Here is a 15,011-nt window from a genome sequence, read left to right on the forward strand (position 1 = left end):
AGGGGCGGCGTCGGGCGCCTACGTGCCCTCGCCGACCGTGGCTGCCTCGGTGCTCGTCCGCGTGCACGCGTCGTCCGACCCGCAGGCGAGGTGCTCGCGCGCGAACTCCAACGACTCCTGGAGGTCGCCCATGCGCTCGGCGTCGTCCTTGGCCTTGCGCGTCCCGATCTCGACGACGACGTCGCCCGTCCAGCCGCGACCGCTCAGCTCGTGGAGCACCTCGGCGCACTTCTGCGTGCCGCGGCCCGGGACCCGGTGCTCGTCGAGCACGTTGCCGACGCCGTCGGCCAGGTGGACGTGCTTGAGGCGTCCGCCGAACACGTGCACGAGCTCGAGCGCGTCCTGCTGGGCCACCGCCGTGTGCGAGAGGTCCAGCGTCACGGACTCGTACCCGTGCTCCGACGGGTCCCACCCCGGCAGGTAGGCGACGACCTCGCGCTTGCCACCGCGCCACGGGTACATGTTCTCGACGGCGATCGTCACGTCGGTGAGCCGGGCGAGGTCCTCGACCTGCTGCTGGAACCCGCCCGCGTACTTCTTCTGCCACCGGAACGGCGGGTGCACGACGACGGTGTGGGCCCCGAGCTCGACCGCCATGTCCGCGGTCCGGGTCAGCTTCGGCGCCGGCCCGCCCTTCCAGACCCGCTGGCTCACGAGCAGCGTCGGCGCGTGAAGGCTGCGGATCGGCATCGAGTACCGGTCCGAGAGCTCCTGCAGGGCGGTCGCGTCCTGCGTCGACTCGTCGCCCCAGATCATCACCTCGACGCCGTCGTACCCGAGGTCCGCGGCGGCCCGGAACGCGTACTCGGTGCGCTCTGGGTAGACCGACGCGGTCGAGAGCGTGACGTGGCTCCGGAGCTCACCGGACGCGGCGTCGAGCGCCCGCTCCGCCGCCGCGGCCGCTCGGCCGAACACCTCGTGCTCACGTCGTCCCGCCGTCGGCTCCACCATGCCGCAACGATAGACGGCGCGGCTGGGACTCGGGTGAACGGGAGGCGTCAGGCCCGGAGCGGGAGGGTGAGCGTCGTGGTCGGGCCGGGCTCGTGCGCAGGGCCGACACCCGCACCAGCACCACTACCGGCACCGCCCCCGGCTCCTGCGCGTCCGGTGGACCCGGTGGGGCCGGCGCCACGACCCGGACCGGCACGCCCCAGTCCTGCTGGGCGAGGTGGCAGGCCGGGAACCAGTCGTCCGGTGTTTCGTCCGAGTCCGCGCCCGACCCCGAGCCCGAGGTTGGTGGCGCGTCGCACGACGCCGCCCGCGCGCTCACGTGCAGCACGCCCTCACCGACCGCCGGGTCGATCACAAGGTCACGACCCAGCGCGGTCCCGGTCCCGGCGCCCTCGAGCAGCAGCTCGGGCGGCGTCGCGCTGACGTCGAGGCTCGTCGAGGGGCCGTAGCGGTCGTCGAGCTTCTGTCCGGGCGCGGGGGTGAACGGGACCTCCAGCCGCAGCGGCCCGCCCACGATCTCCGTGACCGGCCGCTGCGTGCGACGGGCCTCGCCGTCGAGGACCTCGCCCGCGAGGGACGCCGGGACGGGGACCCTCGTGAGGCGGTGCGCGGCGGACTCGACGACGAGGAGGTCGAGGCGCGCCCCGACCGGCGGGGCGGCGTCCGTCGGCACCCACGGCGCACCGTCGACGAGGACGAGGACGTCGCTCGGCTCGGCGAGCCCGGTCGCGAGCGTCGTGACCTCGCCGGGCGTGGCCGCCCCCTCGGCGGGTCGCGCGGCGCCGGGCTCGTACCGACGCAGCGCCCCGTTGTAGGTGTCTGCGACGACGGCGGACCCGTCGGGCAGCACGGCCACCCCGAGCGGGTGCTGCAGCAGGGCCTGGTCGGCGGCTCCGTCGCGGTGCCCGAAGTCGAAGAGCCCCTGCCCGACGGCGGTGCGGACCGGCGCGTCCCCCACCCCCGTCGCGGCGTCGGCGGGCTTCGCGACGAACCGGAGCGCCGACGTCTCGGCGTCCGCGATCCAGACGGTGCCGTCGGGCCCTTCAGCGATCCCGGACGGCTGGGCGAACCACGCCTGCGGGAGCGGCTCGTCGAGCAGGCCCTCGTTGAGGGTCCCGCCGAGGTGCGCGATGCGTCCGCGGCCGAAGGCCCAGAGCGAGTGGTTGCCGGCCATGGCGACGACGAACGCGCCCATGGTGTCCGACCAGACCACGTCCCACGGCGACGAGAGCCTGACCGTGAGGGCCGCGTACGAGTCGTCGAGGTCGAACGGCTGCCCCACCGACTCGCCCCGCGCGTCGACCTGGTTGTCCCGGCCGCCGACCATGAACTGCTCGCCGGTCCCGGCGACGGTGGTCGTCACGCCGTCCGCGAGCCGGACCCCGCGCAGGGCGTGGTTCACGGTGTCGGCCACGAGCACGTCGTAGCCGAGCGCGTCGCGCAGCTCGGCCGGGACGAGGCACAGCCCGCCTGGCTCGCTGAACCGGGCGACGTCGGGAGTGCCGTCGACGAGCCCGCGCTCACCGGAGCCGATGCGCCGGACCAGGGTCTCGCCGTCCGCCGTTAGCTCCACGAGGGAGTGGTGACCCGCGTCCGCGACGAGGAGCGTCCCGCCGGGCAGCGCGACGACCTTCGACGGGAAGCGCAGGGTGCCGGACGACGGGGCGGCGGGCACGTAGAGCGGTGCGCCCTGGTCGTCGCTCCCGTCGCCGTGCCCGTCGCCGTTCCCGTCGCCGGGACCGCCCGAGCCGCGCAGGGTTCCCTTGGCGCGGTGCTCGACGACCAGCTCCTCGACGAGCGCGGCGAGCGCCGAGGCGTGGCCCTCCCCCGCCATCTGCCACACGACGTATCCCTCCGGGTCGATCACGACCAGCGTGGGCCAGGCACGCGCGGTGTACGCGGACCAGGTGACGAGCGAGGGGTCGTCGAGCACCGGGTGGCGGACGTCGTAGCGCTCGACCGCGGCGGCGAGGGCGTCCGGGTCGGCCTCGTGCGCGAACTTGGGCGAGTGGACCCCGACGATCACGAGGTCCTCGCGGTGGGACTCCTCGAGCTCTCGCAGCTCGTCGAGCACGTGGAGGCAGTTGATGCAGCAGAACGTCCAGAAGTCGAGGACGACCACGCGTCCCCGCAGGTCGGCGAGCGAGAGGTTTTTGCCGCCCGTGTTGAGCCAGCCGCGGCCGACGAGCTCGGAGGCGCGGACGCGGGGCAGACGGGCTGTGGGCTCAGGTGAGGCGGGCACGCCTCCATTGTCCGCGAGGTCGCCCGTGGTGGATGACCAGCGCGCGACCGCGCGCCAGACCACTGTGACGCAGCCGACACTTGCCCCGCTCGGCAAATAAGGGCAGGCTAACCATTACGAGGGTAGGCAAGCCTTATCAAACGCGCTATATTTCATGACGACCCGTCATGACGATCTGCCGGCCACGCCCTCCCCGACCTGGAGCCCCCATGAAGACCTCGACAGCCACCTCCGCGACCGAGCGAGCACCGCTCTCGCTGATGCTCCGCGAGGGGACACGCGCCGACCACGAGCGCGCGGAGTCCTCGGGCTTCGTGGAGATGCTGATGAAGGGTGCGCTCGACGTCGCGGCCTACGCGGACCTCGCTGCTCAGCAGTACGCGATCTACGGCGCCCTCGAGTCCGCGAGCACGCGGATCCGCCAGGACCGCCGCGGCGCGACGCTCGTGTTCGACGAGCTCGAGCGCGTGCCCTCGATCGAGCGCGACCTGCGGTTCCTGGTCGGCGACGACTGGGCCGAGCGGATCACGATCCGGCCCGCGACGAAGACGTACGTCGCGCGGCTCCTGGAGGTCGGCGACTCGCTCCCCCGGTACGCGGCCCACGCCTACACCCGCTACCTCGGCGACCTGTCCGGCGGACAGATCGTGCGGCGCATGCTCGAGCGCCACTACGGGCTCGGCGACGACGGGCTCGAGTTCTACGCGTTCCGGGAGATCCCGAAGTCGAAGCCGTTCAAGGACGTCTACCGCGAACGCCTCGACGCGCTGGACCTCGACCCGGACGAGCTCGAGGTCGCGGTCTCCGAGGCCCAGCGCGCGTTCCGCCTCAACTCCGGGGTCTTCGCCGACCTCGGAGCCGTCCACTGCGAGAACCGCACGGGCTGAGACCGCCGGGCGCCCCGCCGTCCGGCACGACGACGCCGACGACACGGCCCTGACACCACCCGACCGCCGACCCGACACGCCACCCGGCCACCGCGCTCGAACACCGCGCTCGAGCAAGCTGCCCGACCGATGCACTGGAGCACCATGACCCGCGAACCCGCACGCCTGAGGCGAGCGATCGTCGCGACCGCCGCGCTGGCCGGTCTCGCCGTCACGGCGGCGAGCACGGCGGCGTGCGCCCCGATCGACACCGCAGCGAGCGCCGATCCGGCAGCGAGCCCGGCGGCCACAGCTGCTGCCACAGCCACGGCCACCGCGGACCCCGCCGACACCGGCACCGCATCCGCCGAGTCGACGCCCACCCCGTCGGCGGCGCCGTGCGAGCCGTCCGGCGACGCGGTCTCGGAGCTGCCCGACGGCCCCCGCACGGCGGTCGTGGCCGACGAGGCGATCCGCCCGGTGTCCGCCGGGACCCCGGGACTGCCCGTGACCGTCGACTCCGCGGACGGCGGCGAGGTCACCGTCACCGACACGAGCCGGATCATCGCGGTCGACCTGTACGGCACCCTCGGCGAGATCGTGTGGAGCCTGGGCCTCGGTGACCAGGTCGTCGGCCGGGACGCGTCCACCGCGTTCACCGAGGCCGCCGACGTCCCGGTCGTGACCGGCGACGGGCACGCGCTCAACGTCGAGGCCGTGCTCGGCCTGGACCCGAGCGTGATCCTCGCCGACGACTCGATCCTGACCGACGCGACGAGGACCCGGCTCGAGTCCTCCGACGTACCCGTCGTCCTGTTCGACGCGACCCGCACGCTCGACGGGATCGAGCCGCGCATCGAGGCCGTCGCGACGGCGCTCGGCGTCCCGGACGCCGGGACCGAGCTCGCCGAGCGCACGGCCGCGGAGATCTGCGCGGCCGTCGCGACCGTCCCCGCGGAGACCGGGGACCCGACCGTCGCGTTCCTGTACCTGCGCGGCGGCAACATCAAGCTGCTGTTCGGGCCCGGGTCCGGGGCCGACGAGCTGCTGGCGGCGGTCGGCGCCGTCGACGCGGGGACCGAGATCGGGCTCTCCCGCGAGTACGAGCCGATCACGAGCGAGGCACTCATCGCGTCCGCCCCGGACGCCTATCTCGTCATGTCGGGCGGCCTGGAGTCGGCCGGCGGTGTCGACGCGCTCTGGGCGATGCCGGGGGTCGGGCAGACCCCGGCGGGCGAGGGGCAGCGGGTCGTGGACGTCCCCGACTCCGACCTCCTGACCTTCGGCCCGCGGACCGCGGCCACGATCGTCGCGCTCTCCGCGGCGCTCTACGGTTCCGCGTCGTGACGGCGACGGACGACCGGGTGCGCACGGCGGCGCCCGTCGGGAGGGCCCCGGCACGCCCGAGGCCGCGGGCGAGCGCCGCCCGGTCGCGCGCCGCTCACGCCGGACGGCGTGGGTCGTCGGCGGCCTCACCGTCGCCCTGGTCGGCCTGGTCGTCGTGTCCGGGATGACCGGCCAGGTCCCCGTCAGCCCGGCAGAGGTGCTCGGCTCGCTCGCCCACCACCTGGGCGTCCCGGTCGGGCCGCTGCCGGCGCACCCGCAGGGCGAGAACACGCTGTGGATCGTGAGGTTCCCGCGCGTCGTGCTCGCCCTCGTGGTCGGGGCGTCGCTGGCGTGCGCGGGCGCGCTCATGCAGGGCGTGTTCGGCAACCCGCTCGCCGAGCCCGGTGTCATCGGTGTGTCGGCCGGCGCTGCGGTCGGCGCGGCCGCGGTGATCGTTACTGGCGGCGCCCTCGTGAGCGGCACCTGGATCGCCGCGGCGGCGTTCGCGGGCGGGCTGGTCACGACGGCACTCGTCTACGTCCTGGCACGCGCGAACGGACGCACCGAGGTCGTCACCCTGGTCCTCACCGGTATCGCGATCAACGCCTTCGCGGGCGGGCTGCTCGCGTTCTTCCTGTTCGTGGCCGACAGCGCGGCGCGCGAGCAGATCGTGTTCTGGCAGCTCGGCTCCCTCGGTGCCGCGACCTGGGACGCCGTCGCCGTGGCCCTGCCGATCGCCGTCGTCGGGATCGCCGCGGCGATGCTCATGCGCGGCCGCCTGGACCTCCTCGCCCTCGGCGAGCGCGCCGCCCGCCACCTCGGGGTCGACGTCGAACGGCTGCGGATCGTCGCCATCGCCGTCGTCGCGCTCCTCGTGTCCGCCGGGGTCGCGTTCACCGGGATCATCGCGTTCGTCGGGCTCGTCGTCCCGCACCTCGTGCGCATGGCGCTCGGCCCCAGCCACCGGACGCTGATCCCGGTCTCCGCGCTCGCCGGGGCGACGCTCCTTCTGGCTGCGGACCTCTTCGCGCGCACCGCCGTCGAGAACGTCGACCTGCCCCTCGGCATGATCACGTCGCTCGTCGGTGGCCCCTTCTTCTTCTGGCTCCTGCGACGCACGCGCGCCCGCCAGGGCGGGTGGGCGTGATGAGACTCGGTCCCCGCCTCCTGTCCCGCACGCCACGCGTCCCGCTGCGTCCCGAGCCCGGCGCCGTCGTGGCCCAGGTCCGCGGTGTCTCGCTGCGGCTCGGCGGTTCGCCGGTGCTCGAGGACGTCGACCTCGACGTCCGTGCCGGTGAGGTGCGCGCGCTGATCGGCCCCAACGGAGCCGGCAAGTCCTCCCTGCTCGGTGTGCTCACCGGCGACGTCGAGCCCGACGCGGGCGACGTCGTCGTGCACGACCGCCCCGCGCACGCGTGGAGCACGACCGAGCTCGCGATGCGGCGTGCGGTCCTCATGCAGAACGTGTCGCTCGCGTTCCCGTTCACGTCGGAGGCCGTGGTCCGCATGGGCCGCGCGCCCTGGCAGCGGACCCCGGCCGAGGACGAGGACGACGACGCGGTCACCGAGGCGCTGCACCTGACCGACACCACGCACCTCGCCGGCCGAACGTTCCCCACCCTCTCGGGGGCGAACGCGCTCGCGTGGCGCTCGCCCGCGTCCTCGCCCAGCGCACCGGCACCGTCCTGCTCGACGAGCCGACCGCCGCCCTCGACCTCGGCCACCAGGAGCTCGTGCTGCAGATCGCGCGGGCCCGTGCTGCCGCGGGCGACGCCGTCGTCGTCGTGGTCCACGACCTGGGGCTCGCGTCCGCGCACGCGGACCAGGTCACCCTGCTCTCCCACGGTCGCGTCGTCGCCGACGGACCGACCCGCGACGTCCTCGACGCCCGGCTCCTCAGCGAGGTCTACGACCACCCGGTCGAGGTCCTCGCGCACCCGGGGGCGGCGCACCGATCGTCCTCCCCTGCCGCACCTGAACCACCCTCCATGCCTCACCCGCCCTACCGCTCCGCACCCCGATCCGCACTACCTAAGGACAGGCTCACCTTGCTCACCGGACATCAGCTCACGCCGCCGGGCTCCCGGCCCGGCGCCTCCGCAGGCACCTCGCCCCTCGTGCCGGACGGCGCCGCTCACCTCGGCCGGTTCCGCAGCCTCGCGATGGTGCTCGTCGCGTCCCTCGTCGCGGCGCTCGCGCTCGTCGGCGTCGGGCCGGCGGCGGTCGCCGCGGCGCCCGCGGCCGACCCGCACCTCACCGTCTCGCCCAGCACGGTGACCGACACGTCGGTCGACACCGAGCTCACGATCACGGGCACCGGGTACACCGGGGACGGCGCGGCGTCCGGTGCGTACGTCGCCGTCGGGCCTACGTCGACCTGGTCCGGCGGTGCGCCGTTCACGGCCGAGGGCTGGCTGGCGACCGGGTACGTCCCGGTCATCAGGGACGGCGCGTTCACCACGACGCTGACGGTCCCGGCAGGATCGCTCGACGCCGGGACCGAGTACCACGTGGCGAGCAGCGCGGCCCACGGCCTCTCGGTCACGAACCGCTCGCTCGACGCGTTCGCGGCCATCAGCGTCGCCGCGCCGGAGCCCACGGCCGAGCCCACCACTGAGCCGACGACCGAGCCCACCTCTGAGCCCACCACTGAGCCGACCGCCGAGCCCACCACTGAGCCGACCGCCGAGCCCACCACTGAGCCGACGGCTGAGCCCACGGAGGAGCCGACGGCTGAGCCCACCGAGCAGCCCACGCAGGCGCCCGGCGAGACGTGGGACCCGGCGCTCGAGGTCTTCGCGACCGACGGCACCACCCCGCTCGACGACACCGAGGTCTCCGTCGGCGACGAGATCGTCGTCCACGGCACCGGCTACGACCCCGAGGGCAACGTCGGTGGACGCGGCGTCCCGCTGCCCGTCGGACCGCAGGGCACCTATGTCGTCGTCGGGTCGACCCTCGAGACGTGGCAGCCCTCCCAGGGCGCACCGCCCAGCTCCCGTGTCTCGGGCAGCCAGGCCTGGGCCCTGACCCGGACCGTCCTCGACACCGTCCCCGAGCGCTTCCAGGCCACCGTCCGCGCCGGCTGGACCGAGCTCTCCGACGACGGAGAGTTCACCGCGCGCCTCACGGTCGAGGAAGCCGACCTGGCCGACGGCCGCTACGGCGTCTACACCTACGCCGCCGGCGGGACCACGAACGCCGACCAGGAGATCTTCGTCCCGATCGGGCTCTCCGAGGGTGCGCCGGATCCGGAGCCCACCACCGAGCCGACGGCTGAGCCCACCACCGAGCCGAGCCCGGAACCGACCACCGAACCCACGACTGAGCCGACCACTGAGCCGACCACCGAGCCGACCACCGAGCCGACGACGGACCCCACGACGACCGGCGCCCTGACCTGGGGCGTCAAGGAGTCGTTCCGCGCGTACGTCACCGGCTCGATCGGGGCCGGCACGGTCTCGGCGTCCGACGGCGCCGCCGCGGTCACGGGCGGAGCGTTCCGGTTCCCGCAGGCCGACGCCGACCTCAGCTCGTCCCGCACGGGCAGCGCCGACTACCGCGGCACCGTGCGGTTCAGCGCGCACCACGGCCAGCTCGACCTGAGGCTCTCGAACCCTCGCGTCGAGATCTCGAGCTCCACCCGGGCGACCCTCGTGGTCGACGTGCGGTCCACGAGCCTCGACGGCACCACAACGAACGACACCTCCGTGGACTTCGCGTCCCTCGCGCTCGGGTCCGCAAAGGTCACCGCGACGAACGGTGCCGTGACCTGGGCCGGGGCCCCCGCGACGCTGACCTCGGCCGGCGCCGAGGCGTTCTCGGGCTTCTACGAGGCCGGTGACGCCCTCGACCCCGTGACGTTCACGGTCGGCGCGGACGCCGCGAACGACGGCTCCGGCTCAGCCTCCGGTTCCGCCGGCGGCTCGACCGGTGGGAGCAGCACCGACTCCGGCGGCTCGTCGGACGACGACCTCTCCGCCGCGACCCTCTCGTCGTCGCAGGTCTCGCCGGGTGACGACGTCACGATCTCCGGGGCCGGGTTCGGCGCGAGCGAGCGCGGGATCGTCGCCGAGGTCCGGTCGACCCCGCAGGTCCTAGAGACGGGCATCACCGCTGACGCGAACGGCCGCGCGGCCGCCACCGTCACGATCCCCGCGGACCTGCCGGCCGGCGAGCACACGCTCCTGCTGATCGGCGCCGACCACACGGTCTCCGCGCCGATCACCGTCGTCGCCTCCGCCACCTCGGCGGGCGCAGGCGTCGGCACGGCGGACGTTCCGGCCTGCACGGCCTCGTCGGTCTCCGGCGCCACCCTCGCCTGGGGCATCAAGAGCTCGTTCCGGGCCTACGTGACCGGACCGATCGCAGGCGGATCGGTCAGCACGAGCGGCGCGACGTCGTCGGGCGACGCCTACCGCTGGGCCGGCGGCTCAGGCAAGTTCAACACGGACCGCACCCAGGGCTACGCCTCGTGGTCGGGCACTGTCCAGTTCTCGGGGCACGACGGGCTCCTCGACCTGAAGATCTCGAACCCTCGGGTGCGCGTGACGAGCGCGTCGTCGGCGAACCTCGTCGTCGACGTCGCATCGAGCGACATGTCGGGCGTGAAGTCCTCTGCCTCCGGAGTCGTCTTCGCGACCCTCTCGCTCGCCGGCAACGGCGGTGTCTCGGGTTCGACGGCCTCGTGGACGAACGCCCCGGCGACGCTGACCGCCGCGGGCGCAGCGGCCTTCGCCGGGTTCTACGCGGCGGGCGACGCGCTCGACCCCGTGTCGTTCTCCCTGCCGCTCGGCGGGGACGTGGCCTGCGACGCGGGCACCGGTTCGCTCGCGTCGACCGGCTCGGACCTGACGGCGGCGTGGTTCGCGCTGCTGCTCGTCCTCGCGGGGACCGGTCTGGTCGTGGTGCGTCGCCGGTCCGCGGCACGCGTCTGATCTGACGCACCACCTCCGCAGCACGGACGCCCGGCCCTCGATCGAGGGCCGGGCGTCCGTGTTCCCGGCAACGGCCCACCGTCGCGCGGGTCGTCCGGTCAGGTCCCCGGGTGCGTGAACGGCCGGGTCGTCGCGACCACGTGGAAGCCGAGCCGTTCGAGGATCGGGCGGCTCGACGGCAGGGCGTCGACCTGCAGGTGCTCGAACCCGCGGTCCGCGGCGATCCGCGCCCGGAAGGCGACCATCGCGCGGAACACTCCCCGACCGCGCCACCCGTCCACCGTGCCGCCGCCCCAGATGCTCGCGAACTGCGTGCCGTGGTGCAGCTCGACCCGCCCCGCGGCCACGGGCCGACCCTCCGACCGCGCGACGACTCCCACGACCGACCTCGGTGACGCGTCGAGATCGGCGAGCACCGCGCGTCCGACGAAGCCGTGGTCCCCGCCGAACACGTCGTCGTGGACACCGACGAGGTCGGCGGCTCCCGCGGCGTCACGCACCTCGTCGACCGACACACCTCGCGGCGGGCGGACCTCGAGGTCGAGGTCGGCGATCCGCGCCACCATCAACGCCTCGTCGGGTCCACGGGTCAGCCCAGCCGCCACGAGACGTACCGGGAGGTCCGCAGGCAGGTCGTGCGAGTAGTGCTTCCACTCCCACGGGAGCCCGGCCCGGCGGAACCGCCGCACCTGGCTCGCGATCTCGGCATCGACGTCGGCCCCGCTCAGGCCCCGCAGGTCGGACCACGCCACCGCGTTCCACCCGTCGAGCGGCGAAAGGACGCGCACGACGACCCCGGTGTCCTCGACCGTCACGTCCGGCACCCCCGCGGCAGGGCGGCGGCGGACCTGCTCGTCGAAGGCGTCGAGCACCCGGGGGGCATCGACCGGGACCGTGGCGCGCTGGACGCTCGGGTCCGGGCCGGTCCCGAGCGTGCCAGGCAGAGCAGGCTGGGCAGGCTGGGCGGGCTGAGCGGGCTGAGCGGGCTGAGCGGGCCGAGCGGGCACTGACGTCATGGTCGAAGTCGATCAGAGACAAGCCCCGCTGTCATCGAGATTTCAGCGGGAGGCGGCGCCGTCAGCGCGCCTCGTCCTGTGACTGCTGCGGCTCCTGGGCCTCCTGCACGTCGATGTGCCCCACGACGCGGATCCTGACGGCCACCCCGTGCATCTCGGGCGGCACGTCGGTGGTCACCGTCTCGGTCTCGACGTTGACCTGCAGCACGTAGTCGACGCGGCTCGCACCGTCGCGCGCGCCGTCTGCATCGTGTGCGCCGTCTGCATCGTGTGCGCCATCCGAGTCGTGCGTGCCATTCGAGTCGTGCGCGTCGCCTGCCTCGTGCGGGCCGTCTGCCTCGTCCACGCCCTCAGGGGCGATCCCGACCCCGGCGATGCCTCGGCGCCCGGCGAGGACCTCGCGCAGCGCAGCCTTGGCCTCACGCGCCTCGTCGATCGTCGCCACGGGGCACCTCCTGACGTGCGTCGCTGCGTGCGGGGGCGGACTGCCCGACCAGCCCGCGCTGCGCCGCCGGGTCAGCCGGTGACGAGCCGCACGCCGAGGGCCTCCAGCACGACGTCGATCGGGTTGACGTACGTCAGCCCGTAGCCATTCTGGCCCCCGCGGTCGGAGCCGGCAAAGAGGAGGCCGAGCGCGACGCCGTCCGACCGGTAGACCAACGACCCGGAGTCGCCGCCCAGCGAGAAGGGCGCGTCCTGCGTGGGCTCGACCTCGATCTGGTCGTCGAAGCGCAGCACCCCGAGCCCGTCGCCGTAGCCCACGGCGACGTCGTCGAGCTCGATCGCGGTCACCCGGCCCGCGGTGGTGCCCGTGGTGCGACCGATCTTGCCGACGCTCTCGCCGCCGAGGGCGACCGCGGTGGTCGTGATGCGACCGACCGGGTAGTCGAGCTCGACCTCTGCCTCGTCGAGGAGCGCCAGGGCGCAGTCGGTGGTCGCCGTCCGGCCGGCCACGAGCTCGACGAACGCCGCGAGCGTCCCGACGGAGTCCTGCGGCGCCGCGCCGCCGTCGGCGGGTCCCGGCTGGAGGACGAGGTCACCGACCGCTCCCTGCGGACCGCCGACGAGGACGTGGTAGTTCGAGAGGGCGAACCTCGCGCCCGCGGGCGCCCCGCCGGGGGCGACGGGCTCGACGAACGCACCCAGGGTCCCCGCGGTGACGGCGACGTTCGCGATCGAGACGCCGGGCCGCAGCGGGCGGACACGATCGGTCTCGCCCAGCGCCTGCGCGGAGACGACCGGGGGCGCGGGCTCAACCGCTCCGGGGACTCGCCGGACGGGTCCGCGCCGGGGGCGCGACGTCGTCCGACCCGCCGGGCCGCAGCGCGCGCACCGGACCCGTCTCGCGCACGTCGACCGCAGGGCCCAGCTGGGCGACCAGGGACTCCGCGATGCCCCGGACCTCGGGGACCTCGTAGCGGACGGCGATCTCGAACGACTCCTCGTCGTCCGGCCCGGTCGGGGCCAGGCCGATCGCGAGTCGCGGCGACGCGCCCGTCCCTACGGTCCGTGCGGCGATCTCCTCGCCGCGCGCCACGTAGAGCTCCGCGGCGTAGTCGGCGAGCTGGGCCTTCATCTGGCGTGCAGCGTCCCTGTCCATGTCCCGAGTCTTGCGGGTGCCACCGACGTACGCAGGCCGAGCGGTCCGCCCAACAGGTAGTTGAAACTGATCGCATCCAGGTGCATCCGAACGCCGCACCCCACCGGAATGAGCGGTTGTCAGCAGCACGAGCGGCTCGGGCACAGAGGCCCGGGCCGGCAACAGCACCAGATCACCTGGAGAACTCATGCGAACGATCCGCCGCACCACCGCAGTCCTCGGCGCCACGGCCCTGACCCTCGGGGCCGGCATCGGTGCCGCCCTGCCCGCGAGCGCCGCCGACGGCGACGCGATGCTCTCCGTGTTCCACGGCGTGCCGGACCTGACGGTCGACGTCTACGTCAACGGCGAGCTCACCCTCGACGACTTCGAGCCCGGCGACATGGCCGGCCCGCTCGAGCTGGCCCCCGACACCTACACGGTCGCGATCACGGCCGCCGACGCCGAGGACGACAGCGACCCCGCGATCGGCCCCGTGGACCTGCCCCTCGAGGCCGACACGAACTACACGGCGGTCGCACACCTCGGTGAGGACGGGTCGCCGACCGCGACGCTCTTCACGAACGACACGTCGAGCACCGCAGCGGGCGAGGGGCGGCTCACCGTCCGGCACGTCGCCGCGGCCCCGGCCGTGGACGTCCTCGCCGGCGACTCGCCCGTGATCGAGGGGCTCGCCAACCCTGACGAGAAGGTCCTCGACCTCCCCGCGGGCACCGTCTCGGCGTCCGTCGCGGCCGCCGGCACCACCGACCCGGTGATCGGCCCGGCCGACGTCGACGTCGCCGAGGGCGTCAACACCATCGCGTACGCGTGGGGCAGCCTGGACGACGACAACCTCGCCCTCGCGGTCCAGACCGTCGACGGCCTGCACTCGTCGCCCTCGGGTGTCGACGCCGGCCAGACCGGAGCGGCCGCAGGCGTGGACGAGAGCCGCTTCGCCCCGATCGCGGTCGGCGCGCTCGGCAGCTTCGTGGTCCTGCTCGTCGGCATGGCGTCCTGGATGGGTGTCCGCGCCGCACGCGAGCGGAAGACCGCGCACGCCCGCACCGACGTCTGAGGAGCCGACGCACCACGATGGACGACGCAACTGACGCGACGAGCCCGGCCGACCGGTCGGCACGGCTCCACCGGAGCACCCGGCCCCGCGCCGGGATCGGCTCCCTGAGCCTCCCGGTGGCCTCGGCCGGGCTCGTCGCACTCCTCGCCGCGGTCGCCCTCGTCGCCGTCGTCGCTCTGGGGACGGTCGGGGGCCCGGCATCCGCCGGGCTCCCCGGCCAGCTCCCGGACCGAACCCTGGGCAGCGGGTCGACCACCGGTCCCGAGGACCCCAGCACCCCGCCGCCGGACGACGGACCTCCAGCCGCGTCCGGCGGCGCGGGCCAGCCGGACACCGCGGCCCGCTCGGCGGCCCGGTCGGCAGAGCGGTCCGCGGCGGCGCCCGCCCGGCCCGCGATCGACGTCCCCGTCTACGAGGCCACCCCGCCGCCGGTCCCCGACGCGCCGCCGGACCCCCGACGGCTCGAGATCGGCGGGCTCGACATCGACATGCCGGTCGAGCCGCAGGGGATCGACCCCGACGGGACGATGCAACTCCCCTCCAGCGGGGACGTCGCCGGCTGGTACCGGTACAGCCCGGCACCAGCGGCCGACGCCGGGACCACCGTGATCGCCTCTCACGTGGACACCCGGGGGGATCGGGCAGTTCGCCCGGCTCCGCGACATCGAGGAGGGCGAAGCGGTCCGGGTGACCGACGCCGCAGGAGAGACCCACAAATACACAGTGAAGAAGATCGAACGGGTGCCGAAGGCCGACATCCCCCTCGATACCGTCTTCGATCGGGACGGCGACCCCCGGCTCGTGCTCGTGACGTGCGGTGGCGACTGGGACGCCGGCACAGGGCACTACGTGGACAACGTCGTGGTCACCGCCGTACCGGTCGCAGGTGCCGGGTGACGACGGTAGTTTTCCCGCAGGACCACCCGCCACCGACCCCGGAGAGCCCGTGACCGCTGCCGACGTGCCGTCGACGGCTCCCGGCACGCCCGCGCACGGCTCGCACGGGCCCGGGGCGG

At 74.3% G+C, this 15,011-nt stretch carries 12 protein-coding genes and 1 pseudogene; 7 read left to right on the forward strand and 6 right to left on the reverse strand.

What is annotated here, in order from left to right; translation table 11 throughout:
- Positions 1-18 precede the first annotated feature (18 nt).
- Together QUE47_RS04550 and QUE47_RS04555 are read right to left on the reverse strand one after the other, a co-directional pair.
- Positions 19-951 (reverse strand): sugar phosphate isomerase/epimerase family protein, encoded by a 933-nt coding sequence (locus tag QUE47_RS04550; RefSeq protein WP_286218748.1) that lies wholly within the window; start codon positions 949-951, stop codon positions 19-21.
- Complete coding sequence (locus QUE47_RS04555; protein ID WP_286218749.1) at positions 923-3,193, reverse strand: NHL domain-containing thioredoxin family protein; 2,271 nt, start codon at positions 3,191-3,193, stop codon at positions 923-925. The genes QUE47_RS04550 and QUE47_RS04555 overlap by 29 nt, the downstream gene beginning before the upstream one ends.
- Positions 3,194-3,402: 209 nt before the next feature.
- Between QUE47_RS04555 and QUE47_RS04560 the strand changes: the two genes are divergently transcribed.
- From QUE47_RS04560 to QUE47_RS17355, 5 genes and pseudogenes are all read left to right on the forward strand, one after another.
- Positions 3,403-4,080, forward strand: a complete 678-nt coding sequence (locus QUE47_RS04560; RefSeq protein ID WP_286218750.1) for a biliverdin-producing heme oxygenase — start codon at positions 3,403-3,405, stop codon at positions 4,078-4,080.
- Positions 4,081-4,224: 144 nt separating this feature from the next.
- A complete protein-coding gene (locus tag QUE47_RS04565; RefSeq protein WP_286218751.1) occupies positions 4,225-5,406 on the forward strand; it encodes a heme/hemin ABC transporter substrate-binding protein in 1,182 nt (393 codons plus the stop codon).
- 163 nt (positions 5,407-5,569) lie between these two features.
- On the forward strand, positions 5,570-6,532 hold the full coding sequence (locus QUE47_RS04570) for a FecCD family ABC transporter permease (RefSeq protein WP_286218752.1): 963 nt from the start codon (positions 5,570-5,572) through the stop codon (positions 6,530-6,532).
- Positions 6,532-6,954: pseudogene (locus QUE47_RS17350) on the forward strand (ATP-binding cassette domain-containing protein); the annotation flags it as partial. The gene QUE47_RS04570 and the pseudogene QUE47_RS17350, both read left to right, overlap by 1 nt.
- Before the next feature lie 74 nt (positions 6,955-7,028).
- Complete coding sequence (locus QUE47_RS17355; protein ID WP_286218753.1) at positions 7,029-10,322, forward strand: HtaA domain-containing protein; 3,294 nt, start codon at positions 7,029-7,031, stop codon at positions 10,320-10,322.
- Between the two features lie 98 nt (positions 10,323-10,420).
- Here the strand turns inward: QUE47_RS17355 and QUE47_RS04585 are convergent, their stop codons facing one another.
- From QUE47_RS04585 to QUE47_RS04600, 4 genes are all read right to left on the reverse strand, one after another.
- Entirely contained in the window at positions 10,421-11,338 is a 918-nt protein-coding gene (locus QUE47_RS04585) for a GNAT family N-acetyltransferase (protein ID WP_286218754.1), read from the reverse strand.
- A gap of 61 nt (positions 11,339-11,399) precedes the next feature.
- The gene (locus tag QUE47_RS04590) at positions 11,400-11,783 is read right to left on the reverse strand and encodes a hypothetical protein (RefSeq protein ID WP_286218755.1); all 384 of its coding nucleotides are present in this window, start codon (positions 11,781-11,783) and stop codon (positions 11,400-11,402) included.
- 71 nt (positions 11,784-11,854) lie between these two features.
- Positions 11,855-12,292, reverse strand: coding sequence for a chymotrypsin family serine protease (locus tag QUE47_RS04595; RefSeq protein WP_286218756.1), 438 nt, complete (start codon positions 12,290-12,292; stop codon positions 11,855-11,857).
- A 298-nt stretch (positions 12,293-12,590) separates the two neighbouring features.
- Positions 12,591-12,938: a hypothetical protein gene (locus QUE47_RS04600; RefSeq protein WP_286218757.1), complete on the reverse strand. Its 348-nt coding sequence runs from the start codon at positions 12,936-12,938 to the stop codon at positions 12,591-12,593.
- Positions 12,939-13,125: 187 nt separating this feature from the next.
- Between QUE47_RS04600 and QUE47_RS04605 the strand changes: the two genes are divergently transcribed.
- Positions 13,126-13,995 carry a DUF4397 domain-containing protein gene (locus QUE47_RS04605; protein ID WP_286218758.1) on the forward strand — a complete coding sequence of 290 codons (870 nt, stop codon included), beginning with the start codon at positions 13,126-13,128 and terminating at the stop codon, positions 13,993-13,995.
- A gap of 687 nt (positions 13,996-14,682) precedes the next feature.
- Positions 14,683-14,892: a class F sortase gene (locus tag QUE47_RS04610; RefSeq protein WP_286218759.1), complete on the forward strand. Its 210-nt coding sequence runs from the start codon at positions 14,683-14,685 to the stop codon at positions 14,890-14,892.
- Positions 14,893-15,011: the final 119 nt, after the last annotated feature.

The organism is Paraoerskovia sediminicola (assembly GCF_030296575.1).
In the GTDB taxonomy this organism is placed as follows: Bacteria; Actinomycetota; Actinomycetes; order Actinomycetales; family Cellulomonadaceae; genus Paraoerskovia; species Paraoerskovia sediminicola.